This window comes from Micromonospora sp. WMMD1274, from assembly GCF_049179035.1.
GTDB classification, from domain to species: domain Bacteria; phylum Actinomycetota; class Actinomycetes; order Mycobacteriales; family Micromonosporaceae; genus Micromonospora; species Micromonospora tulbaghiae.
Window position 1 is genome coordinate 7,393,610 of record NZ_JBMHMG010000001.1, and the last position, 21,557, is coordinate 7,415,166.

The 21,557-nt window shown below is 74.6% G+C and carries 18 protein-coding genes; 12 read left to right on the forward strand and 6 right to left on the reverse strand.

Annotated elements, in window-relative coordinates; translation table 11 throughout:
* The first annotated feature begins 56 nt into the window (after positions 1 to 56).
* Genes ACN27D_RS34895 through ACN27D_RS34920 form a run of 6 tightly spaced genes read left to right on the forward strand, consistent with a single transcriptional unit; the run spans position 57 to position 5,220 of the window.
* Positions 57 to 500, forward strand: a complete 444-nt coding sequence (locus tag ACN27D_RS34895) for a cupin domain-containing protein (protein ID WP_421501062.1) — start codon at positions 57 to 59, stop codon at positions 498 to 500.
* Positions 493 to 1,857, forward strand: a complete 1,365-nt coding sequence (locus ACN27D_RS34900) for a class I tRNA ligase family protein (RefSeq protein WP_421501063.1) — start codon at positions 493 to 495, stop codon at positions 1,855 to 1,857. The genes ACN27D_RS34895 and ACN27D_RS34900 overlap by 8 nt, the downstream gene beginning before the upstream one ends.
* Entirely contained in the window at positions 1,850 to 2,893 is a 1,044-nt protein-coding gene (locus tag ACN27D_RS34905) for an NAD(P)/FAD-dependent oxidoreductase (protein ID WP_421501064.1), read from the forward strand. Before ACN27D_RS34900 ends, ACN27D_RS34905 begins: the two co-directional genes overlap by 8 nt.
* Positions 2,893 to 4,152, forward strand: coding sequence for a lysine N(6)-hydroxylase/L-ornithine N(5)-oxygenase family protein (locus tag ACN27D_RS34910; protein ID WP_421501065.1), 1,260 nt, complete (start codon positions 2,893 to 2,895; stop codon positions 4,150 to 4,152). The genes ACN27D_RS34905 and ACN27D_RS34910 overlap by 1 nt, the downstream gene beginning before the upstream one ends.
* A 5-nt stretch (positions 4,153 to 4,157) precedes the next feature.
* Positions 4,158 to 4,532, forward strand: a complete 375-nt coding sequence (locus ACN27D_RS34915; protein ID WP_252447919.1) for a hypothetical protein — start codon at positions 4,158 to 4,160, stop codon at positions 4,530 to 4,532.
* A complete protein-coding gene (locus ACN27D_RS34920; protein ID WP_120569426.1) occupies positions 4,525 to 5,220 on the forward strand; it encodes a LysE family translocator in 696 nt (231 codons plus the stop codon). Before ACN27D_RS34915 ends, ACN27D_RS34920 begins: the two co-directional genes overlap by 8 nt.
* Before the next feature lie 61 nt (positions 5,221 to 5,281).
* Here ACN27D_RS34920 and ACN27D_RS34925 read toward each other — a convergent pair whose 3' ends face one another.
* Genes ACN27D_RS34925 through ACN27D_RS34935 form a run of 3 tightly spaced genes read right to left on the reverse strand, consistent with a single transcriptional unit; the run spans position 5,282 to position 10,366 of the window.
* Positions 5,282 to 6,805 carry a class I SAM-dependent methyltransferase gene (locus ACN27D_RS34925; RefSeq protein ID WP_421501066.1) on the reverse strand — a complete coding sequence of 508 codons (1,524 nt, stop codon included), beginning with the start codon at positions 6,803 to 6,805 and terminating at the stop codon, positions 5,282 to 5,284.
* A 34-nt stretch (positions 6,806 to 6,839) separates the two neighbouring features.
* Complete coding sequence (locus tag ACN27D_RS34930; RefSeq protein ID WP_421501067.1) at positions 6,840 to 8,648, reverse strand: ABC transporter ATP-binding protein; 1,809 nt, start codon at positions 8,646 to 8,648, stop codon at positions 6,840 to 6,842.
* The gene (locus ACN27D_RS34935) at positions 8,645 to 10,366 is read right to left on the reverse strand and encodes an ABC transporter transmembrane domain-containing protein (protein WP_421501068.1); all 1,722 of its coding nucleotides are present in this window, start codon (positions 10,364 to 10,366) and stop codon (positions 8,645 to 8,647) included. The genes ACN27D_RS34930 and ACN27D_RS34935 overlap by 4 nt, the downstream gene beginning before the upstream one ends.
* A gap of 167 nt (positions 10,367 to 10,533) precedes the next feature.
* Between ACN27D_RS34935 and ACN27D_RS34940 the strand changes: the two genes are divergently transcribed.
* A complete protein-coding gene (locus ACN27D_RS34940) occupies positions 10,534 to 12,564 on the forward strand; it encodes an acyl-CoA dehydrogenase (RefSeq protein ID WP_421501069.1) in 2,031 nt (676 codons plus the stop codon).
* 36 nt (positions 12,565 to 12,600) lie between these two features.
* Here ACN27D_RS34940 and ACN27D_RS34945 read toward each other — a convergent pair whose 3' ends face one another.
* The 3 genes from ACN27D_RS34945 to ACN27D_RS34955 form a co-directional block, all read right to left on the reverse strand.
* Positions 12,601 to 13,578 (reverse strand): DUF1700 domain-containing protein, encoded by a 978-nt coding sequence (locus ACN27D_RS34945; RefSeq protein WP_421501070.1) that lies wholly within the window; start codon positions 13,576 to 13,578, stop codon positions 12,601 to 12,603.
* The gene (locus tag ACN27D_RS34950; RefSeq protein WP_421501071.1) at positions 13,575 to 13,913 is read right to left on the reverse strand and encodes a PadR family transcriptional regulator; all 339 of its coding nucleotides are present in this window, start codon (positions 13,911 to 13,913) and stop codon (positions 13,575 to 13,577) included. The genes ACN27D_RS34945 and ACN27D_RS34950 overlap by 4 nt, the downstream gene beginning before the upstream one ends.
* A gap of 94 nt (positions 13,914 to 14,007) precedes the next feature.
* Positions 14,008 to 14,352 carry a hypothetical protein gene (locus ACN27D_RS34955; RefSeq protein WP_364806590.1) on the reverse strand — a complete coding sequence of 115 codons (345 nt, stop codon included), beginning with the start codon at positions 14,350 to 14,352 and terminating at the stop codon, positions 14,008 to 14,010.
* Between the two features lie 293 nt (positions 14,353 to 14,645).
* Here ACN27D_RS34955 and ACN27D_RS34960 point away from each other — a divergent pair, with 293 nt between their 5' ends.
* The 5 genes from ACN27D_RS34960 to ACN27D_RS34980 all read left to right on the forward strand — a co-directional run bounded on the left by ACN27D_RS34960 (position 14,646) and on the right by ACN27D_RS34980 (position 21,540).
* Complete coding sequence (locus ACN27D_RS34960; protein ID WP_421501072.1) at positions 14,646 to 15,875, forward strand: cellulose binding domain-containing protein; 1,230 nt, start codon at positions 14,646 to 14,648, stop codon at positions 15,873 to 15,875.
* Between the two features lie 288 nt (positions 15,876 to 16,163).
* Positions 16,164 to 18,356, forward strand: coding sequence for a BTAD domain-containing putative transcriptional regulator (locus tag ACN27D_RS34965; protein ID WP_421501073.1), 2,193 nt, complete (start codon positions 16,164 to 16,166; stop codon positions 18,354 to 18,356).
* A complete protein-coding gene (locus tag ACN27D_RS34970) occupies positions 18,353 to 20,419 on the forward strand; it encodes a BTAD domain-containing putative transcriptional regulator (RefSeq protein WP_421501074.1) in 2,067 nt (688 codons plus the stop codon). The genes ACN27D_RS34965 and ACN27D_RS34970 overlap by 4 nt, the downstream gene beginning before the upstream one ends.
* A 120-nt stretch (positions 20,420 to 20,539) precedes the next feature.
* Positions 20,540 to 20,935: a DUF4190 domain-containing protein gene (locus ACN27D_RS34975; RefSeq protein ID WP_421501075.1), complete on the forward strand. Its 396-nt coding sequence runs from the start codon at positions 20,540 to 20,542 to the stop codon at positions 20,933 to 20,935.
* A 197-nt stretch (positions 20,936 to 21,132) separates the two neighbouring features.
* A complete protein-coding gene (locus tag ACN27D_RS34980; protein ID WP_358171543.1) occupies positions 21,133 to 21,540 on the forward strand; it encodes a four-helix bundle copper-binding protein in 408 nt (135 codons plus the stop codon).
* Positions 21,541 to 21,557 lie beyond the last annotated feature (17 nt).

Consider the following 21,557-nt stretch of genomic DNA (forward strand, 5'->3'; position numbering starts at 1 on the left):
CCTCAGAACCGTCCGGCGCGGGCCCGGAGGGCAGCGCGCCGACCAGGAGGACGAACATGCGAAGGTACGTCAGCGACACCGCCGAACTCACCGACGAGTACGGCATCCGGATCGGCCGCTGGACGCAGTACCGCGATCTCGGCCCGTTGCCGTTCGACGCCATGTGGTGCGTGATCCCGCCCGGTGGCAGCAGCAGCGAGGACGTCCACCCGGAGGTCGAGTTCGCCGTGGTGACCCGCGGCACGGCCATCTACGAGGCGGGCGGCGAGAAGGTCGAGGTGCCGACCGGCGGCGTGATCCTGCTCGAACCGGAGCAGCGGCACGTCATCCACAACCCCTCGCCGGAGCAGCCGCTCACCATCCTCAGCATCTACTGGATGCCCCGGCCCGACGAGGCCGGGCAGGCCGGTGCGGACGGCGGGCAGAGCGGGGCGGACGGCGGGCAGAGCGGCGCGGACGGCGGGCAGAGCGGCGCGGACGGCGGAGCCGGCCGTGACTGACGCCGCCTCCACCGCCGGGGCGGTGCTGGTGGTGACGCCGCCGCCGACGCCGAACGGGCCGCTGCACCTCGGGCACCTCAGCGGCCCGTACGTCGCCGGGGACATCGCCGCCCGCGCCCTGCGGGCCGCCGGCCGGCGGGTGGTGACCCAGTGCGGCCTGGACGCGCACCAGAACTACGTGCTCGCCCGGGCGCAGGCGCTGGGCGAGACTCCCGCGGACACCGCCGCCCGCTACGGCTCGTCGATCCACACCGCCCTGCGCGCCGCACGCATCCGGTACGACGTCATGGCCGACCCGCTGGCCGACGCCGACTACCGCCGGGCGGTGGCGAGCCTGCTCACCGAGCTGGTGGAGGCCAAGGTGGTGGAGGTCGCTCCGGTGTCGCTGCGCGCCTGCGCGGCCTGCGGGCGGACCCTGCACCACGTCCGGGTCGCCGGGCGCTGCCCGTCCTGCGGCGCCGGCGCGAACGGCGGCACCTGCGAGGGGTGCGGCGGCTTCTGCACCGCCGCGAACCTGGTCGGCGCGCGGTCGACCTGCTGCGACGCGGCACCCGAGCCGGTCACCCGCACGGTCCCGGTGCTGCGGCTGGACGAGCACCGGGAACGGCTCGCCGAGTTCTGGTCCCGCGCGTCACTGCCGCCCCGGCTGCGGCGCCTCGTCGCGTCGTACCTCGACGGCGGGCTGCCGGAGGTGCCACTGGCTTACCCGTCGGACTGGGGCATCGAGTGGGACGACGGCCTGCGTATCGACGTCTGGGCCGAGATGGCGTTGGCCAACCTGGTGCTGCCCGCCCGCCACCTGCGGCCGGACGCGGACACGCTGGCCGGGTACCTGGACGCGTGGCGGGACGTGGACGAGCAGTGGATCTTCCTCGGGGTCGACAACGCGTTCTACTACGCACTGCTCATCCCGGCCCTGCACCTGGCCGCCGGGCTGCCCGACCGGCCGACCGGGCTGGTGGTCAACGAGTTCTATCGGCTCACCGGCGCCAAGTTCTCCACCAGCCGCGAACACGCGATCTGGGCGCACGAGTTCCTGGCCACCGAGGACCCGGCGGTGGTCCGGGCGTTCCTGAGCTGGGACCGGCCGGACAGCTACGAGTCGGACTTCCGCCCGGAGGCGTACGAGGCGTTCACCGCCCGGTACGCCGCGACCCTGGCCGGCACCACCGCCGGCCTGGACGGCGTACTGGCCGACACCGAGCTGACCCGCGGCGAGCAGGCGCTGCGCCCGGAGCACTTCGACCCCGCCACCGCGGTCCGGGCGGCGCTGGCCGCGTACCCCGGCCGGCCGGAGCGGGCGGCCCGGCTGCTCGGCATCGTCGCCGGCGCGGAACCGGCGGAGTCCGATGGGTGAGCCGCGCGTGCTCGTCGTCGGCGCGGGCGTGAGCGGTGTCCTGCTGGCCCGGCGGCTGCGGGACGCGGGCGCCGAGGCGGTCCTGATCGGCCCGCACGGGGGCGGCCCGGACGGGCGGCCCGCCGACGCGACGGCCGCGTCCGGTGGGCTGGTGCGGGCCTTCGAGCCCGATCCGGCCGCCCGGGCCCTGGCCGCCGCGAGCCTCGCGGAACTGCGGGCCGATCCGTCCCTCGCGACCGCCGCCGGGTGGCGGCGGACCGGCTCGCTCTACCTGCTCGACGCCGGGTCGGCGGACGGCGCGGACGGCGCCGAGGTGCTCACCCGGGACGAGGTCGCCCAGCGGTTCGGTTTCGCCGGGCTGCCGGACGGCACGGTCGGGATCTGGGAGGACCGGGCCGGATACCTGGACCCGGACCGGCTGCGCCGGACCGTCCTGCGTGGCCTGGACCGGACCGAGACGACACCGGTGGCCCGCCTCGACGATCGCGCGGTCGAGCTGCGCGACGGCCGCCGGCTCACCGGCGACCTCGTCGTCGTGGCCGCCGGGGCCTGGACCCCGCGGCTGTTGCGCGCCGCCGGGTTGCCGACCTCGCTGCGCACCAAGCACATCCAGTACGCCCACCACGCCACCGGCCGGGACGACCTGCCGTGCTTCGTGGACGAGACCAGCGGCCTCTACGGCCGGCCGGCCGGTCCCGGGCGCGTGCTGCTCGGGCTGCCCAGCGACAGGTGGGACGTCGACCCGCCGGCCCCCGAGCCGGACACCGCTCTGGCGGCACGGGTCCGGGCGGTGGCCGCACGACGGCTGCCCGGCGTGGACCTGCGACCGGCCGGGCCGCCGGTGAGCGCCGCCGACTGCTACAGCGAACCCGCCGGCCTGGCGCTGCGCCACGTGGCCGGCGGCGTGCAGACGTTCACCGGCGGCAGCGGCGGCGCCGCCAAGACCGTCCTGGCCGCCAGCCGGCTCGCCGCCACCGCCCTGCTGAACACCCGAACCGCGATCCCTGTCCCCCACGGCCAGACAGAGGCAGACTGATGACGCAGACCTTTCACACAGTGGGAATCGGCGCCGGGCCGGCGAACCTGAGCCTCGCGGCGATGTACGACACCCTCGCGCCGCACGACATCGCGCTGTTCGAGGCGCGGGACCGGCCGGGCTGGCACGACGGGATGCTGCACAGCGGCGTCCGCATGCAGACCGGCTGGGTCAAGGACCTGGTCTCGCTCTACGACCCGACCCACCCGCTGTCGTTCCTCAACTACCTGGTCACCACCGGCCGGGTGTACGCCCTGCTGGGCGCCGGGTTCGACACCATCCCCCGGATCGAGTACCAGCAGTACCTGGTGTGGGCGGCGGCTCAGCTGCCGCGCATCACGTACGGCACCCGCGTCGACCGGGTGGAGTTCGACGGCGCGCTGGTCAGCCGCAGCGGCGGTGCGGAGGTCGCCCGCTCCCGGCACCTGGTGCTCGGCAGCGGGACCGTCCCCTTCGTACCGGAGTTCCTGGACGCCCTCGACCCGCGGCATCTGTTCGTCGCCGACGAGCTGCACCAGCGCCTCCCCACCGTGCCGGACGAGCCGGACCTGCCGTGGATCGTGATCGGCAGCGGCCAGACCAGCGCGGAGTGCGTCGCGGCGCTGCTCGCCCGCGGGTGCCGCGACATCAGGTGGATCGGGCGGCGGTCGTGGTTCGCCCCGCTGGAGGACTCCCCGTCGGCGAACGACCTGTACCGGCCCGCCTACCAGGAGGCGTTCCTCACCCTCTCCCGGGACGTGCGGGAACGCCTCGTCTCCGGCCAGATCCTGACCAGCGACGGCATCTCCCCGGGCACGTTGCGCGGCATCTACCAGCACAACTACGAGGAGCGGCTGCGTACCGGGCGGTTCCCGGTGACGATCATGCCGAGCCGTACCGTGACCGGCGCCCGGCAGCTCGACGGGGAGGTCGAGCTGGAGTGCCTGACCGCCGGCAGCGGCGAGGAGCGGCACCGGGCGGTGAACCTGGTCGTCGCGGCGGGACGCCGGCAGGCGCCGCTGCCCTTCGACCCGGAGCTGACCGCGCTGGTCGACCTGGACGAGCGCGGCGAGCCGGTCATCGAGTCGGACTACTCGATCCGGTGGAAGCACGCCGACGACCACAAGATCTTCGTGCTGAACCGGGGGCGGTACGTCCAGGGGCTCGTCGACTCCAACCTGAGCATCCTGCCGATCCGCAGCGCGATGGTCCTCAACTCGATCGCCGGCCGTACCGTCTGCCGGTTCCGCGACGACTACCTCAGCACCCGATGGGCGTGAGCGCGATGACCACATTCGACTACGACGACCGGATCTTCGTCTCCGTCGACCACGCCGGTGACGCCGACCCGCTGCGGGGGCACTACCACCAGCGCGGCGACCTGGTCTGGGCGGAGATCTCCGGCGGTCCGGTCCGGCACGGCCGGCTCGCCGGCACCTGCGACGCGCAGGGGGTGGTGCGCTTCGCGTACGTGGAGGTGCTCACCGACGGCAGCATCGTGGTCGGCGAGTGCGAGTCCCGGCCCGAGCGGCTGCCGGACGGCCGGATCCGGCTGCGCGAGCAGTGGCGCCGGCACGGGCCGCGTCGGGACAGCGGCGTCTCGGTCATCGAGGAGGCCGCCCCGGCGCGCGTCGAGGCGAGGGAGGAGCAGCGTGTCTGACATCCAGATCGTCAGCTTCGTCGCCGCGAGCCTGCTCATCATCATCGTGCCGGGCGTCGACTTCGCCCTGGTCACCCGGCAGACCGTCCGGTACGGGCGGCGGGCCGGATTCGTGGTGCTGGCCGGGCTGTTCGCCGCCGCCCTGGTGCACGCCTCGCTCGCCACCGCCGGCCTGTCCGCCCTGCTGGTCTCCTCACCGGCGCTCTACACGGTGCTGCGCGTCGCCGGCGCGCTGTACCTGCTCTACCTGGGCGGCACCATCCTCTGGGCCACCCGGCCGCGCCGGAGCGCCCCGGTGGCGCAGCCGGTGCCGGTCGGCGCGGGTGGGGCCGGTGCCGGCACTGAGGCCGCCGCGCCGGTCCGGGACGTCCCGGCCGCCGACGAGCCGCACGTGGCGCGCCGCTCGTTCGTCATGGGCGTCACCAGCCAGCTGCTGAACGTCAAGGTGGTCGTCTTCTACGTCTCGTTCGTGCCGCAGTTCGTCAAGCCCGGCGACGGCGCGGCGGCCCGCACGGCGGTGCTGGCCGCCACGTTCATCGGCCTCGCCGTGCTCTGGTGGGCCTGCTACATCCTGCTCATCGACCGGTTGCAGCCCTGGCTGACGCGGCCGTCGGTGCTGCTGGTGATCGAACGGCTGACCGGGCTGATCCTGATCGTCCTGGCGGTGCGGATCGCGCTGAGCCACTGAGCCGCACCCACAGGCGCCCGCCGGCCCGGCCGCATCCAGCCGGGCCGGCGGCGCTGTGGTGTCAGGCGTTGCGCGGACGGTGGGCGACGGTGAGGACGTGGGTGGTCGGCCAGTCCAGCGGCCGGCCGTCCAGGTCGGTGAGGGACGCGACCGGTGCGATCCGGTTGTCGATCACCCAGTCGTTGCGGACCGGCGCCGAGGCCGGACCGATCTCGAAGCCCGCCTCGGTGAGCAGCGCCGTCCAGTCGGCGAAGCTCAGGCCGCAGAACTGCTCCTTCGTCTCCGACAGCCAGTTGTCCGTGTAGTCCTTGCGGGTCAGGTAGTCCATCGCCACGCCCAGGGCAAGGCGTACCGCGCCGTCGGCGAGCGGCTCGTAGTCGAAGCCGAACGCGAAGTCCACGGCGAACTGGTCCAGCCGCGCCCGCGTCGACAGTCCCGAGACGTACCGCCGGACCTCGGCCGAGGTCAGGTCGGCCAGGTCACGGCGGGGCGAGGCGGGGTTGTCGCCGTCGTCCGCGGTCAGCCGCAGGATCACCGGCCGGCCGGGGTCGTCCGGTCCGCACACGTCGCTGTTGATCCAGACGCCGCCGGGCACCGTGTGGTCGTGGATGCGGCGGGCGAACTGGAGCAGCGACTCCCGCTGCCGCCCGTACGACCAGATCTCGTGGGTGAGCGCGAACGTGAGCGTGGTGTCCACCGACCGGTCCTTGAACACGGCGCCGCCGAGGACGTTGCGGTGGAAGAAGTAGACGTTGGCGTTGCGGAACACGCCCTGCGCCTTCTTGTGCAGGCACTCCTGGTAGAGGTGGCGGGCCACCTCCACGCCGATCAGGTCGCTCTCCCGCAGCGCGGCCTCCCGGTCGGCCAGCTCCAGGACCGCGCCCGCGCCGCAGCCGATGTCCACGATGCGTCCGGGCTGCACGTACCGGCGCACCGAGTCCCACTTGCGTTGCGCGGCCGAGGCGAACGCCTCCACGTAGGTCCGGTAGTCGCGGGTGACCGTGAGGCCGCCCTCGTCGCCGACGAGCGGGTCGTTCACCACCGACCGGATCGCCTCGACGAGGCGGTAGCGCTCGAACACGTCGATCGTCGCCGGGTGGGTGAGCGTACGCCAGGTCTCGTCGCCGGCGGCCAGGCGCAGCAGCACGTCCCATGGCCGCTCGGGCGCCTCGCTCAGGCCCGGGTCGGCCTCGACCTGCGCGATCGCGAAGCCGAGCCGCTCGTACAGCTTCGCGACCTCCGGCGTGGAGCAGGCCACCACCGTGTCGGCGGGCGTGAGTTCGAGCCCGGTGGCCACCGCGATGCTCTTGAGCGTGACCTCCGCGAACGCGTCGGTGTACGCGGTGTCGAAGATCGGCACGGCCAGCGAGCGCAGCCCGGTCAGCACGCTGAACCGCTCGATCGCGGCTTCCCGCCTGTGGTACGCGACCGGGTTGCGCCGGGTGTTCTCGTGGTTGGCCGACGTCACCGCCCAGACCACAGTGGCCTCGTCACCGGCGAGCCGGCTCAGGTAGTCGGCCTGGAACCGGGTCAGCAGGTGATGCCGCCCCGGGAACAGCACGAAGCGGGTCGGCAGGTCGGTCATGGGCACCTCGCCTGGGCCGTGGAGCGGTCGGTGATCATACCGGGACGCGCCAGGAACGCCACAGATGGCCGTACCGGCCGTCGGCGGCCAGCAGCTCGTCGTGCGTGCCCTGCTCCACGATCCGGCCGTGGTCGAGCACGACGATCCGGTCCGCGGTGACCGCCTGGCTGAGCCGGTGCGCCACGATCAGCGTGGTACGCCCCCGCGTGGCCGCGAGGGCCGCCCGGTCCAGGTCACGCGCCCCGGCGCTGCCGGCCTCGGCGGTCGCCTCGTCCAGCACGGCGACGGCGGGCGCGGTGAGCACCAGCCGGGCCAGGGCCACCTGCTGGGCCTGCGCGGCGGTGAGCCGGTGACCGCCCTCGCCCACCGGTGTGGCAAGGCCCTCCGGCAGGGTACGCAGCCAGGTGGTGGCGCCGACCCGGTCCAGCGCGTCGAGCAGCTCGGCGTCGGTCGCGTCCGGGGCGGCCAGGCGCAGGTCCGCGGCGAGCGGCCCGGCGAAGACGTGCACCTCCTGGCTGACCAGTGCCACGTCGCGCCGGGAGACGGCCTCGTCCACCCCGGTCAGCGGCGCGCCGTCCAGGCGTACCGATCCGTCGGTGGGCGCGATGATCCCGGCGGCGATGCCGGCGAGCGTGCTCTTGCCGGCGCCGCTGGCGCCGACGAGCGCGACCCGCTCCCCCGGCGCCAGGCGCAGCTCGACGTCGGCGAGCACGAGCGGACCGTCGTCGTAGTGGTGGCGGCGCACCGTGACGTCCAGCGCCGCCGGGCCGCGCGGGCCGGCCGGCGCGGTGGCCGGGCCGGGGGTGGAGGCCGGGCCGGCCGCGGCGGGCGGTGCGGTGTCGGGCAGGCTCGCCACGCCGACCAGGCGGGCGAGGCTCGCGCCGGCCTGCAGCACCGAGTCGGACTCCAGCAGCAGCAGGCCGATCGGGTTGAACAGCCGGTGGAAGTAGAGCGCGGCGGTGGTCGCCGCGCCGACGGTGACCAGGTCGTCGCGGACCAGGAAGAACCCGGCCACGAGCACGGCGGCCAGGCCGAGGAACTCCGACCGGTTGATCCGCAGCCCGAACCGGGTGTGCAGGTTGAAGATCTCCAGCGACAGGTCGCGGGCCAGGCCGGACCGCTCGGCGATCGCTGCCACGTGCGCGTCCTCGGTCCGGTACGCGCGCACCGTCGCCGCGCCGCGCAGCGCACCGGCCATCGCCTGCGTCCGCTCACCGGTGGCGACCCGCTCGCGGGCGTAGTACGGCATCGAGCGCCGCAGGTACCAGCGCAGCGCCAGCGCGTACGCGGGCGCGGCCACCAGCCCGGCGAGGCCGAGCCGCCAGTCCAGCGCGACCAGCCCGAACACGGTGAGCACGACGGACAGCAGCGCGCCGACGAACGCCGGGCCGCTCACCGCGATCACGTTCGTCACCACCGCCACGTCGTCGCCGACGCGGGCCAGCAGGTCGCCGGTGCCGGCCCGCTCCAGCGTCGCCGACGGCAGGTGCAGCGCCCGGTCGAGGACGCGCTCGCGCAGCCGGGCCAGCACCGTCTCGCCGAGCCGGGACGCGAGCGCGGCGCCGAGCGCGGTGAGCAGGCCGGTGAGCACGGCGGCGGCGGCGATCACCGCCACCCGGCCGGCGATCCGGGAGACCGGGGCGTCGGCGATGACGTCGTCGACCAGACGGCCGAGCACCCAGGGCGCGACCAGGCCGCCCGTGGCGGCGGCGACGAGCACCGTCGCGGCGGCGGCGCTGAGGCCGGGCCGGTCGCGGAACTGGGCGCCGAGCGTGGTCCAGGTCTGCCGGGCGGACGCGACCGGCAGCAACGTCCGGGTGGGGGTACGCGGGTCAGCGGTCACCGCAGTGTCTCCTCGCGGTAGCGGGCGTCGGAGGCCAGCAGGCGTTCGTGCGGTCCCTCGGCGGCCACCCGGCCGTCCGCGATCACCACCACCCGGTCGGTGATCCGCAGCAGGGCCGGGCTGCTGGTGATCAGGAGCGTGCCCCGGGGCGCCACCCGGCGCGCTTCGGCGAGTCCGTCGGCGAGCTGCGCCTCGGTGGCCGCGTCGACGGCGGTGGTGGGATCGTGCAGCACCAGCACGGGCGGGTCGGCGTGCAGCGCCCGCGCCAGCCCGAGCCGCTGGCGCTGTCCACCGGAGAGGTTCGCGCCCCGCTCGACGAGGCGGTGGTCGAGGCCGTCGGGGTGCGCGTCCACCACGTCCTCGGCGGCGGCGGCCCGGACGGCGGCGTGCAGCCGCGCCTGGTCGGCAGGGGCGCCGGCGGCGAGGTTGGCCGCGACAGTGCCCTCGAACAGCGTCACGTCGTGCGGCTCGACCAGCACGGTGCGGCGCAGCGCGTCGACGTGCAGCTCGTCGGCGGGTACGCCGTCGACACGCACGGCGCCCCGGCGCGCGTCCGGCGGCACCCGCCCGGACAGCAGCGCCACCAGCGCCTCGGCGTCGGCCGGGTCGTACGCGAGCACACCGACCACCTCGCCGGGGCCGACGCGCAGGTTCACCCCGTCCAGTCCGGCGTGCCCGGCGTCGTCGAGGGTCAACCGCGGCCCGTCCGGGTGTGCCGGGGTCGGTGCGTCGCCGGGCCGGGTCAGCGGCTCGGCACCGACTACGCGCGCCACCCGGGCCGCGGAGGCGCGGGCCATCGCGAACAGCTGCACGCACCAGCCCATGGTCTGCACCGGCTCGGCGACGAACTGCGCGAGCCCGACCACCGTGACCAGCTCGCCGATGGTGAGCCGGCCGCGCAGGGCGAGCCAGCCGGCCACCCCGGCGACCGCCGCGAGGAACAGGCCGTTGGCGGCGGTGGTGAGCCCGAGGTGCAGTCCCTTGGTGTTGGCGGCGCGCAGCGTGACCGCGAGGGCGTTGCGGCTGGCGGCGGCGTACCGGCCGGCGGCGTGGTGCTGGGCGCCGATGCCGCGCAGCACGCGCAGGCCGGAGACGAGGTCCACGGCGAGCGCCGTGGTCTCCGCGAGGGCCTCCTGCTGGGAGGTGCTGCGCCGGGACAGCAGCGGCGCCATCCGTTGCAGGACCAGGACCAGGACCGGTACGCCGACGAGCACGCCGAGTCCGAGGGGGACGTCGATGACCAGGAGCGCGGTGGCCGCGACGGTGAGCGCGGTCACTGCGGCGACGCCGAACCCGGCCACCCGCACCACGAGCGCGGAGAGTTCGGCGTCGGAGGCGGCGACGGAGAGCAGTTCGCCGTCGCGCAGGCCGGAGCGGTGCCCGCGCGGGTCGAGCGCGCGCTCGGCGATCTCCACCCGCAGCAGGTGCGCCTCCCGCTCCACCGCGGCGTACGCCTGGCGGGCGCCGTTGCGGTAGGCGAACGCGAGCACGGCGAACAGGGCCGCGAGGCCGGCGACCGAGTACGCCAGCGCCCACGGGTCGCCGGTGACCACGGCGCGGTCGATGATCAGGCCGATCGCCACCGGCACGAGCGCCTCGGCGACCTGGTGCAGGCCGAGCAGCGTCACGCCGATCAGCACCGGCCGTCGCTGGCGGCGCAATGCCTGACGCAGCACGTACCGGGCCGTGACGGCGCCGCCGGCGGGGAGCGGGGACACGAGGGGATGCCTCCAGTGATCGAAGTGAGGACAGCCTAACCTCAGCCTCGGTGGCCGAGTCGGGTGGCACGGCTCACCACGGTCTCCGCCAGCGGGGCACGGTGACCGCCGGTAATGTTGATCAGGCCGAGAGTGCACCCATATGTCCGCTGCCCCGAGGAGCGACCATGCTCGATCACGCGTCCGGCCGCATCGACATCGCCCGCCTTCAGGAGACGCTCGACGGACCGTGGGCCGAGGTCCGTCAGGCTCACCGCAAACACCTCGACGAGCGCTTCCTGCCGGTCTACGGCGAGACGGGCGACCAGGCGCGCGAGCGGATCACCCGGCTGCTCGGCGAACTGCCGGTCGAGCTGGGCATCGCCGCGGGCTTCCCGCCCGAGTACGGCGGCCGGTCCGACATCGGCGCCTCGATCGTCGCCACCGAGATGCTCGCGCAGGTCGACCTGTCACTCATGGTGAAGGCCGGCGTGCAGTGGGGCCTGTTCGGCGGCGCGGTCGCCGCCCTTGGCACGAAGCGGCACCACGACGCCTACCTCCGGGACATCGTCGAGGGACGGATCTTCGGCTGCTTCGCGATGACCGAGACCGGCCACGGCTCGGACGTGCAGCAACTGCGCACCACCTGCGTGTACGACCCGCAGACGCAGACCTTCGACCTGCACACGCCGCACGAGGCGGCGCGCAAGGACTACATCGGCAACGCGGCCCGGGACGGGCGGATGGCTGTGGTCTTCGCCCAGCTCATCACCGGCGGACGCCGCCACGGGGTGCACGCGTGGCTGGTGCCGATCCGCGACGAGCACGGCAACCCGATGCCCGGCGTGACGATCGGCGACGCCGGCCCCAAGGCCGGCCTGCTCGGCGTGGACAACGGGCGGCTCAGCTTCGACCACGTACGGGTGCCGCGGGACATGCTCCTGGACCGGTACGCGCAGGTGGCCGAGGACGGGACGTACTCCAGCCCGATCGAGAACGACTCCCGCCGCTTCTTCACCATGCTCGGCACGCTGGTGCGGGGCCGGGTCAGCGTGGGTGGCGCCGCGTCGGCGGCCACCAAGGCGGCCCTGGCCATCGCGGTGCGGTACGGCGACATCCGCCGCCAGTTCAGTGACGCCGAGGGCGACCGCGAGGTGCTGCTCAACGACTACCTGGCCCACCAGCGCAAGCTGCTGCCCGCGCTGGCCACCACGTACGCGCTGCACTTCGCCCAGACCGAGCTGGTCGCCGCGCTCGACGAGATCCAGGGCGGCGACGGGCCGGTCGACGAGCACCGGCAGCGGGAGCTGGAGTCGCGGGCCGCCGGGCTCAAGGCGGCGCAGACCTGGCACGCCACACGCACCATCCAGGCGTGCCGGGAGGCGTGCGGCGGGGCCGGCTACCTGTCCGAGAACCGGCTGCCGAGCCTCAAGGCCGACACCGACGTGTTCACCACGTTCGAGGGCGACAACACGGTGCTGCTCCAGCTCGTCGCCAAGGGGCTGCTGACCGGCTACCGGGACGAGTTCGGCTCGCTGGACGGCTGGGGACGCGCGTCCTTCGTCGCCGAGCAGGTACGCGAGATGGTGCTGGAGCGCACCGCCGCCCGGGCGCTCATCGCGCGGCTGGTCGGCGCCGTGCCCGGCCGGGACGACGAGGTCGCCGTCACCGACCGGGGCTGGCAGCTCAAGGTGTTCGAGGACCGGGAGGAACACCTGCTCGACAGCGCGGTCCGCCGCCTGCGCGGTGGCGCGTCCAGCAAGAAGGACCGCCCGTTCGACATCTTCAACGACGTCCAGGACCACGTCCTCGCCGTCGCCGCCGCGCACGTCGACCGCGTCACGCTGGAGGCGTTCGTCGCAGGCATCGACGCCACCGCCGACCCGGCGGTCAAGGAACTGCTGTCGCGGGTCTGCGACCTGTACGCGCTGAGCGTCATCGAGGCGAACAAGGGCTGGCTGCTGGAGCACGGCCGGCTCACCCCGGCCCGGTCGAAGGCGATCACCGGCGTGGTGAACGGGCTGCTCAAGGAGCTGCGCCCGTACATGCGCACGCTCGTGGACGGTTTCGCCATCCCGGACGCGTGGCTGCACGCCGCGATCCTGCGCGAGGAGCCCGCCCGGCAGGACGAGATGGCCGCGCACGACGCCGCTGACCCGCAGGCCGCCGGCGCCGACTCGCCGGGCGGCGTCGCCGACTCGCCGGCCGCCGCCCCGTAGCCGGCCGGCCGGAGACGCCGGCGTCACGGCCCCCGGTCAGCCTCCGGGGGCCGGCGCGGGGCGCGTCCGTGCCGGTGGCCCGGGTGTCCCGGCCGGTTCGCCGTCGGCGGTCCGCGACGCGGCGTACCCGCCGGCGCCGATCGCCAGGTACAGCCCGCCGAACAGCCAGAACGCGGCGAACAGGAAGCCGCGCTCGGCCATCGCGAGGATCATGACGAGCGCGCCGGCCAAGGCGGTCAGCGCGTATCCCGCCCGGATGCCGTACGCGCACAGCGCGCCGGCCGCGAGCGGTCCGGCGATCCACAGCGCCGCACCCGCCCAGCCGACACCGACCGAGCCGCCGGCCGACGCGACCGCCACGAGCACGCCGGGCAGCGCCACGAACCCGCCGGTCAGGTAGCGCCACCACCGTCCACCGGCTCCCCGCCGCACGGCCCACGGCACGGTCGCCGCCGCCCAGGCCACCAGCGCGAGCGGGACGTGGTACAGGCCGATCTCGCCGGCCGCGCAGGCGGCCACGGTGAGGACCGTCGCGGCGGCGAACCGTGCTGCGCCGCGGACCCGGCCGGGCAGCACGAGCGGCGCGGCCACGAGGAGCGCCGGCAGCAGGGTGAGCAGCGCGATCCCGGGGCCGAACCGCCGTACGACGCCCTGCTCGCCGGAGTCGGCCCCGAGCGGGTCCACCGGCACCGCGGACGGCAGCAGGAAGCTCACGCACACGGCGATCAGCACGCCGGCCGCCAGCGCGACCACTGACAGCGTCCGGGCGGCCCGCTCCGCGCCGTCCTGGACCGGCAGGCCCAGTTCCTCCCGCGCCTGGCCCGCCACGGTGTCCGGACCGCCGAGACCGGCGAGGATCTCGGCGATGTCGCGTCCGCCGTCCAGCGCGTCGGCGATGTGCGCACGGACGTCCGCGACGATCTCGTGCGCGGCGTCCGGCGGGATCTCCGACAACTCCGCGTCGAGGGCCCGCAGATAGGTCTCCGCCGCCTCCGGGAGGCCGTCGTCGCTCATGTCTCCTCCGCCATCAGCTCGTCCACGTGCGGCTGGATCTCCCGCCACACCGCCGCGAACATCCGCAGGTGCGTCCGCCCCTGATCGGTGATCGTGTAGTACCGCCGGGCGTGCCCCTGCTCGGGCGCGACCCACCGGGTCTCCACGGTGCTCGCCTGCCGCATGCGGGCGAGCAGCGGATACAGGCTGCCCTCGCTCGCGGTCAGGCCACGGACGGCGAGCCACTCGGCCAGTTCCAGGCCGTACATGTCGCGTCGCGAGAGCAGCGCGAGCACGCAGTACTCCAGCACGCCCTTGCGGATGTTCGTGGTGATCCGCTCACGTGCGCCGTCCATGCGTCGCAAGATACCTTGTTATGCAAGACATGTGGCGCAAGGGGTCCGCGGTACGCCTCGCACGGCGTACCGCGGACCGGCGTCGCGGGGCCTGTCAGAGCGTCCGGTACGAGCCGAACGTGCCGCGCGTCGTCCAGCCCCGGAAGAGGCCGAGCCCGTACCCGTGCCCGCTGCAGTCGGCGGACTGGTAGCCGATGACGTTCTGGAAGCCGCCGCTCCAGCCGAGCAGCCAGTCGGCGTCGGCCGGGAACGGGCGGCAGAGGTCGTCCGGCGCGGCCTGCCGGGCGACCACGGCGAGCGGATTGCTGGAGTAGAAGACCAGGCCCGTGTCGGGGTTCGGGATCGTCGCCGGCTCGGCGGCGGCGGGCGCGGCGAACAGCGGGACGGTCAGGGCCGCGGCGGCGAGACCGGCGGTGATTCGCAGGGCGGACGTGCGCATTCTGTCCTCCAGGGACGGTGGGCGGCCAGGGAGGGGCGGCGGTTTCCCGCCCCGTCAGGAGCGATGCGCATCGATGCCAACGGTGCCGCAGAAAGGTTGAGTTGTCAATCAAAGCGGTGGCAAGCATCGATCAATGTGTATTGACACATTTCGTTACGGCGGTGATAGTAACTGCAAAAGCTCCCGCCGGTCCCCCTGCGGGGACGCATCGCGGCGGCGCCACACCGACGTGGCCGACACACCGCCACCACCACCATCCAGGGAGCGCCGCCACGACGTCCCCTGGAGGGCGCATGCGAAGAAGATCGAAGATCTACGCCGGGCTGGCGGCCGCCATCGTCCCGCTCGCCTCCGTGGTCGTGGCGCTCGGCGCGACACCCGCGGGCGCCGCGATCGGCGGCTCGGGGCCCTACCCCGCCGACTACGAGACCTCGTCGAGCCTGCCCAACCACACCATCTTCCGGCCCCAGACGCTCCCGTCCGAGCGCCTTCCCGTCCTGGTCTGGGGCAACGGCGCCTGCTCGGCGAACGGCCTGTCGCAGGGCAACTTCCTCCGCGAGATCGCCTCCCACGGCTTCCTCGCCATCGCCGACGGCGCACCGAACGGCTCCGGCTCCACGAACTCCCAGATGCTCACCCAGTCCATCGACTGGGCGGTGGCGGAGAACTCCCGGTCGGGCAGCAAGTACCACAACCGGATCGACACCACGAAGATCGCCGTGGCCGGGTTCTCCTGCGGCGGTCTGGAGGCGTACGCGGTCTCGAACGACCCGCGCGTCACCACCACCGGCATCTTCAGCAGCGGCCTGCTCAACGACGCCGACGACTACCAGCTGCGGAGACTGACCAAACCGATCGCGTACTTCGTCGGCGGGCCCAGCGACATCGCGTACCCGAACGCGATGGACGACTGGGGCAAGCTGCCGGCCGGGCTGCCCGCCTTCATGGGCAACCTGAACGTCGGACACGGCGGCACGTACGACCAGCCCAACGGCGGCGAGTTCGGCCGCGTCGCGGTGCTCTACCTCAAGTGGCGCCTGAAGGGCGACATCAGCGCCGGCGCCAACTTCGTCGGCCCGGACTGCGGCCTGTGCCGCAGCCAGTGGAGCGTCCAGCAGAAGAACCTGACGCTGGACGCCCCGCCGCCCACCACTCCCCCGCCCACGACCCCGCCGCCGACCACGCCACCGCCGACCACTCCCCCGCCGACCACGCCGCCACCGGGCGGGGCCTCCTGCACCGCCGTCTACGCCGTCCAGGACCAGTGGAACGGTGGCTTCGTCGCCAACGTGACGGTCACCGCCGGGAGCGCCGCGCTGACCGGCTGGCGCGTGACGCTCACGCTGCCGGGCGGCGCCGCGATCAGCTCGCTGTGGAACGGCGTGCCCAGCGGCACCAGCGGCACCGTCACCGTGGCCAACCAGAGCTACAACGGACGGCTGGCCGCCGGGCAGACCACCACCTTCGGGTTCCAGGGCACCGGAACCGGCGGCGGCGCCACCGCCACCTGCACCGGAAGCTGAGCCACCTCGTCGGGGGCCGGCGCCGGACGCCGGCCCCCGACGAGGTGAGTATCGTCTCGCCGCGACCCCCGGCCGCCCGCCGGTCCGTCGTGGACGGTCCCGGCAGGGCCCGGGAAGACTGCCTGCTAGCGCGCCCGGCAGCGGCCGAGGCGAACGCCGCACGCACCGGAAAGTCCTGCGCCGTAAGCCTTTCCGTCATCCACACGAAGTTGACATGGTTGATGGTTGGGCTAGGGTTCCGCCGAACGGTTGTCACCGAGGCAGGTATCCGGTCACCACGAGGACGGCATGACGGCACAGTGCAGTGGCTTCGACATCCGCTTGCTGGGCAATCTCCGGATCACGTACGCCGGGCGGGAGCTGCCACTGCGCTCGGCTCAGCGCCGGGCCGTCTTCAGCGCGCTGGCGCTCACCCCGGAGCGGGGCCTGTCCCGGGACGAGCTGATCACCGCAGTCTGGGGTGACCACCCGCCGGCCAGCGCGACCGGCAACCTCTACACGTACGTCTCCGCCCTGCGCCGGATGCTCGAACCGGACCGGGACAGGTGGTCCTCCGGCCGGGTGCTCACCTCCGAGGGCGGCAGCTACCGGCTGCACCTCGACGCCGACGCCGTCGACGTGCACCGCTTCGAGCGGCTCCGCGAACGCAGCCGCGCGCCCCGCGCCACCGGGGACACCGCCGGCGAACTGGCCGCCCTGGACGCCGCGCTCGCGCAGTGGCGGGGCGACGAGGCGCTCGTCGGCGTACCGGGACCACGGGCCGCCGGCCACCGGATCCGGCTGGGCGAGCTGTACCTGACCACTGTGGAACGGCGGGCCGAGCTGATGCTGGGCCTCGGACGCGGCGCCGAGGTCGTCGACCGCCTGCTCGCGCTCGTCGACCGCCACCCGGCCCGGGAGAGCCTGTACGCGGTGGCGATGCGGGCGCTGGCCGCGCAGGGCCGTACCGCCGAGGCGCTCGCGCTCTACGCCACGCTGCGGGACCGGCTGGTCGAGGAGTCGGGCACCGAACCCGCCGCCGCCGTCCGGCAGATCCACGACCAGCTGTCGGCCGGCAGCCCGGCCCCGCCGCGCGGCCCCGGCCCGGTGCCGCGGCGGCACCCCGGTTTCCGGGGCCGTTCCGCAGCGCTGGCCCGGCTGCGGTCGGCGGTGACCGGCCTGGCGGGCGGGCGCGGTGGCAGCGTCTGGATCAGCGGCGAGGCGGGCATCGGGAAGTCGGCGCTGCTGGCCGAGGGACTCAGCGGCGCGGCACCGCTCGGCGTCCAGGTCGGCTGGGCCGTCGGCGACGAGCTGGCGTACCGGATGCCGTTGAGCATCGTGCTGGAGTGCCTCTCCCTGGGCAACGACGCGGACGGCCTGCCCGCCTCGCTGCACGCCTGCTCCGGTGGGGCGCCACCGACCACGACCGTGATCGACACGGTCCAGCGGTTCGTTGTCGAACGGTGCGCCGAACGGCCGCTGCTGCTGGTCCTGGACGACCTCCAGTGGGCCGACGACATGTCGCTGCTGGTCTGGCACGCGCTGCACAAGCTCACCATGCGGCTGCCGCTGCTGCTCGTGTCCGCCGCCCGCCCGGTCCCGGCCGGATACGAGGTGCGGCTCCTGCGCCGGGTGCTGCCCCGCGACGGCACCACGCTCGTCGAACTCGGCCCGCTGGACGACGACACCGCGACCGCGCTGGTGCGCGACTGGTCCCGCCCGCCCGGGCCGGGTGCCGGCACCACGCGCTCGTTCGTCGCGGCGGCCGCCGGGAACCCGTACTACCTGCGGCATCTCGTCCTCGCCGACCACGACGGCCGGACCGCCGACACGCCCGGCCCCGAACTGACCGACGCGGTCTCCCGGCACCTGCAACCGCTCGCCGACGACACCCGCCAACTGCTGCGGGCGATCGCGTTCCTCGGCAACAACTACCTGGTCGCCGACCTGGCCGCGGTCACCGGCAGGTCGGCGCCGCAACTCGTACCGGCCGTGGAGGAGGCGCTGGCCGCCGGCGTCCTCGTGGAGGACGGGCGCCGCCTGCGGTTCCGGCATCCGGTCATCCGCCGGGTCCTGCGCGGCGCGATCCCGACCGCGCTGCGGGTGCTGATGCACCGGCAGTTCGCGCAGCGGCTCGCCGAGGCCGGCGGCGACCTCGGCCGGGTCGCGGGCCAGTTGCTGGCCGGGCCGGTGCCGGTCGACGCCTGGGTGCAGGACTGGCTGACCACGCACGCCGCGCAGCTGAGCGCCGTCGCGCCCGCGCCCGCGATCGCGGTGCTGCGGCACGCCGTCGCCTCGCCCGGCCTCTCCCCGTCGTCCCGCGAGCTGCTCACCGCGGAACTGGCCCGGGTGCTGCACCGCTGCGGCCTGCCCGCCGGGGCCGAGGCGAGCTGGGTGTCGGCGCACACCGGCGACGCCGCGACGCGCGCCGAGATGAGCCGGATCGCCGGCGTGGACGGGCCCTCCCCGAGCGTCGGACCGGCGGTCGTCGGCCACCGGTGAGGAGACTGCGCGTCACCGTTCTGGGGCCGGTACGCGCCTGGAACGGCCCGGTCGAGATCGGCCTCGGACCGGCCCGGCGGCGGGCCCTGTTCGCGATGCTGGCCGCGAACGCCAACCGCCCCGTCACCCGCGCCGAGCTGATCCGGGCGCTGTGGGGCGAGTCCGCGCCGAGCACCGCGGCGGGCAACATCTACACCTACGTCTCCGGGCTGCGGCGCAGCCTGGGCCCGGCGGGAGGGATGCTGCGTTCCGGCCGGGCCGGGTACACGTTGCGCCTCGAACCGGGCGCGCTGGACGCCGACCGGTTCGAGGCGCTGTGCGAGGCGGCGGTGGAGCCGGCTGCCGCCGGGCGGCCCGGGCAGGCCGTCGCCCTGCTCGACGAGGCGCTCGCGCTCTGGCAGGGCGAGGCGTACGCGAACGTCACCGGACTCTTCGCCGACCTCGACCGGCACCGCCTGACCGAGCTGCGGATCGCCGCGGCGGAGCGGCGGGCCCGGCTGGTCCTGACCGGCGGCGGCGACGACGCGCTGATCGCCGACCTGACCGCCCTGGTCCGCGACCACCCGCTGCACGAGCCGTTCCACGAGCTGCTGATGTGCGCGCTGCACCGGGCCGGCCGGGGCACCGAGGCGCTCGACGTCTTCCACGCGGCGCGCCGGGTGCTGGTGGGCGAACTCGGCGTCGAGCCCGGCCCGGCCCTGCGCGAGTTGCAGAGCCGGATCCTCGCCGCAGCGGCCGCACCGGCCGCACCGACTGAACCGGCCGCAGCGGCTGGACCGGCCGTGCCGGTGACGCCGGCAGCGGTGGCCGCGCCGGCCGTACCGCGGTGGGGTCGCCTGGTCGGACGCGACGGCGAGCTGGCGTTGCTGCGCGGCCTGCTGGCCGCGCTGGGCGAGGGCCGCAGCGCGATCGTGTGGATCGAGGGCGAGCCGGGAATCGGCAAGTCGGCGCTGCTCGACGCGGCGCTGCACGAGGCGCGGGCGCTGGGCCACCGGGTCGCGCGCGGCAGCGCCGAGGAACTCAGCAGCCGCTTCCCGCTGCACGTGATGCGCCGGGCGCTGCGCCTGGAGGACGTGCCGCACGACGACCCGGCCACGGCCGTCGACCGGATGCTCGACCACGTCCGCCGGCTGACCGCCGAGGGCCCGCTGGTGCTGGCCGTCGACCACCTCCAGTGGGCCGACGAGGCGAGTCTGCTGGCCTGGGAGCGGCTGGCCGCGCTGACCCGGTGGCTGCCGCTGCTGCTCGTCGCGACCGCCCGGCCCGAGCCCGGCCGCCGCGACCTGGCCCGGTTACGGCGCGGGGTGAGCACCCGCGACGGGCACCTGATCCGGCTCACTCCCCTGCCCCCGTCCGACATCGAGCAGATCTTCGGCCGGACGGTGGGCGTGCCGCCCGGCGCCACGCTGCGGTCGCTGGCGCCGCTGGCCGCCGGCAACCCGCTGTACGCCCGGGAACTGGTCACCGGCCTCGTGGCCGAGGACGGGGTACGGGTGGTCGACGGGCTCGCCGAGGTCGACGCCCGGGCCGACGAGATGCCACGGTCGCTTCTGGACACCGTGCGGGCCAGCCTCGACCACCTCTCCCCCGGCGCGCGGGAGGCGCTACGGTACGCCGCCCTGCTCGGCGACGCGTTCGCCGTCGCCGAGGTCGCGGCGGTCACCGGGCGCACGCCGTTCGACCTGATGTCCGACCTGGAGGAGGCGGTCACCGCCGACGTCCTCGTGGACGCGGGCAGCGAGCTGGCGTTCCGGCAACCGGTGCTGCGGCGGGCGCTCGCCGGCAGCATCCCCGCCGCGCTGCGACCGACGCTGCACCGGCACGCGGCGCAGGCGCTCGCGGACAACGGCGGCCCCGTCACCCGGGTCGCCGACCATCTGCTCGCCGGGCCGCCCGAGGTGGACGAGTGGCTGGTGGGCTGGCTGGTCGCGCACGGCGCCGAACTGTCCCGGCAGGCCCCGGAGCCGGCGCGCGAACTGCTGCGCCGCGCCCTGGCGAGCCCTCGGCTGCTGCAGGCGGCGCGGGCGACACTCGCCGCTCTCCTCGACGGCCCGGACCGGTAGCGCCTCGCCGCCGGGACGGGATCGCCGGGCGGACCGCGAAAAGGGCAGGCATGAGTCGACGGTGACCGGGGAAGCGGCGGCACGCAGCGTACGCCTCACGGCGTACCGGAGGGAGTGCCCATGACCGCGTCCAGCGAGCCGGCCCGCGGGGCCGGCGTTCCGACCCGTGCCGGCCGGACCCGAACCGGCGGGGCGGCCAAGACCAGCGCGGCCGCCGCGTTCGCGCTCGTGTTCGGCGTGGCCGCGCTGTTCAGCGTGCTCACCGCCATCCTCGCCTGGATCGGCGTGGTGCTCGCCATCATCGGCATCGTCCTGGGCGTCGTCGGGCTCAAGATGGCCGCGCGACCAGGGGTGACCGGTCGCGGCGTGGCGATCGGCGGGCTGGTGCTCAGTGTGATCGCCCTGCTGCTCGGGCTCGCGCTCGGCGCGGGCCTCACGACGTTCCTCAACAACGAGGGCGCGGTGGACCGGATCCAGCAGCAGGTCGACGACCTGCGCGAACGACTCGACCGTTAGGTGTCTCGCCGTCGGCCCGCCACCTCGCCGGGCAGCACGGACGGCACTCCCAGCGGGTACGGGGTGAGCGTCGCCGCGCAGACCCGCCCCACGGCTCGCCGAGCGGTACGGACAACTGCTGTTGATCGCGCTCGGAGAGGGTGTGTGACAGGAGACTTCGGGTAGGGCGGGGAGAACCGACGAGAGAGGACTGTCCGATGCCGAGCACCACAGGGCCCATGCTGGAGACGTACCCGAAGTCGATCAACCTGGATCGGGCGAAGCTGGCCGCGGCGGTCGATGCCCTCAACGACTGCGCCCAGGCCTGCACCGCCTGCGCGGACGCCTGCCTCAGCGAGGACATGGTCGCCGAGCTGACGAAGTGCATCCGGACGAACCTGGACTGCGCCGACATCTGCGCCACAACCGCCCGGGTGCTGTCCCGGCACACCGGCTACGACGCCACCATCAGCCGCACGCTGCTGGAGGCGTGCGCGACTGCCTGCCGATCGTGCGGCGACGAGTGCGCGGCGCACGCCGACAAGCACGAGCACTGCCGGATCTGCGCGGAGGCGTGCCGCGCCTGTGAGCAGCGCTGCCGGGACCTGCTGGCCACGATCAGCTGAGGACGGCACGGGCCGCC

What these genes read in the sequence shown, in the direction of transcription:
- ACN27D_RS34940 (WP_421501069.1), top strand. Translation starts at nt 10,534, where the DNA reads ATGCTCGATCACGCGTCCGGCCGCATCGACATCGCCCGCCTTCAGGAG.
- ACN27D_RS34910 (WP_421501065.1), top strand. Translation starts at nt 2,893, where the DNA reads ATGACGCAGACCTTTCACACAGTGGGAATCGGCGCCGGGCCGGCGAAC.
- ACN27D_RS34945 (WP_421501070.1), bottom strand. Translation starts at nt 13,578, where the DNA reads ATGAGCGACGACGGCCTCCCGGAGGCGGCGGAGACCTATCTGCGGGCC.
- ACN27D_RS34980 (WP_358171543.1), top strand. Translation starts at nt 21,133, where the DNA reads ATGCCGAGCACCACAGGGCCCATGCTGGAGACGTACCCGAAGTCGATC.
- ACN27D_RS34925 (WP_421501066.1), bottom strand. Translation starts at nt 6,805, where the DNA reads ATGACCGACCTGCCGACCCGCTTCGTGCTGTTCCCGGGGCGGCATCAC.
- ACN27D_RS34905 (WP_421501064.1), top strand. Translation starts at nt 1,850, where the DNA reads ATGGGTGAGCCGCGCGTGCTCGTCGTCGGCGCGGGCGTGAGCGGTGTC.
- ACN27D_RS34950 (WP_421501071.1), bottom strand. Translation starts at nt 13,913, where the DNA reads ATGGACGGCGCACGTGAGCGGATCACCACGAACATCCGCAAGGGCGTG.
- ACN27D_RS34975 (WP_421501075.1), top strand. Translation starts at nt 20,540, where the DNA reads ATGACCGCGTCCAGCGAGCCGGCCCGCGGGGCCGGCGTTCCGACCCGT.
- ACN27D_RS34895 (WP_421501062.1), top strand. Translation starts at nt 57, where the DNA reads ATGCGAAGGTACGTCAGCGACACCGCCGAACTCACCGACGAGTACGGC.
- ACN27D_RS34915 (WP_252447919.1), top strand. Translation starts at nt 4,158, where the DNA reads ATGACCACATTCGACTACGACGACCGGATCTTCGTCTCCGTCGACCAC.
- ACN27D_RS34955 (WP_364806590.1), bottom strand. Translation starts at nt 14,352, where the DNA reads ATGCGCACGTCCGCCCTGCGAATCACCGCCGGTCTCGCCGCCGCGGCC.
- ACN27D_RS34965 (WP_421501073.1), top strand. Translation starts at nt 16,164, where the DNA reads ATGACGGCACAGTGCAGTGGCTTCGACATCCGCTTGCTGGGCAATCTC.
- ACN27D_RS34960 (WP_421501072.1), top strand. Translation starts at nt 14,646, where the DNA reads ATGCGAAGAAGATCGAAGATCTACGCCGGGCTGGCGGCCGCCATCGTC.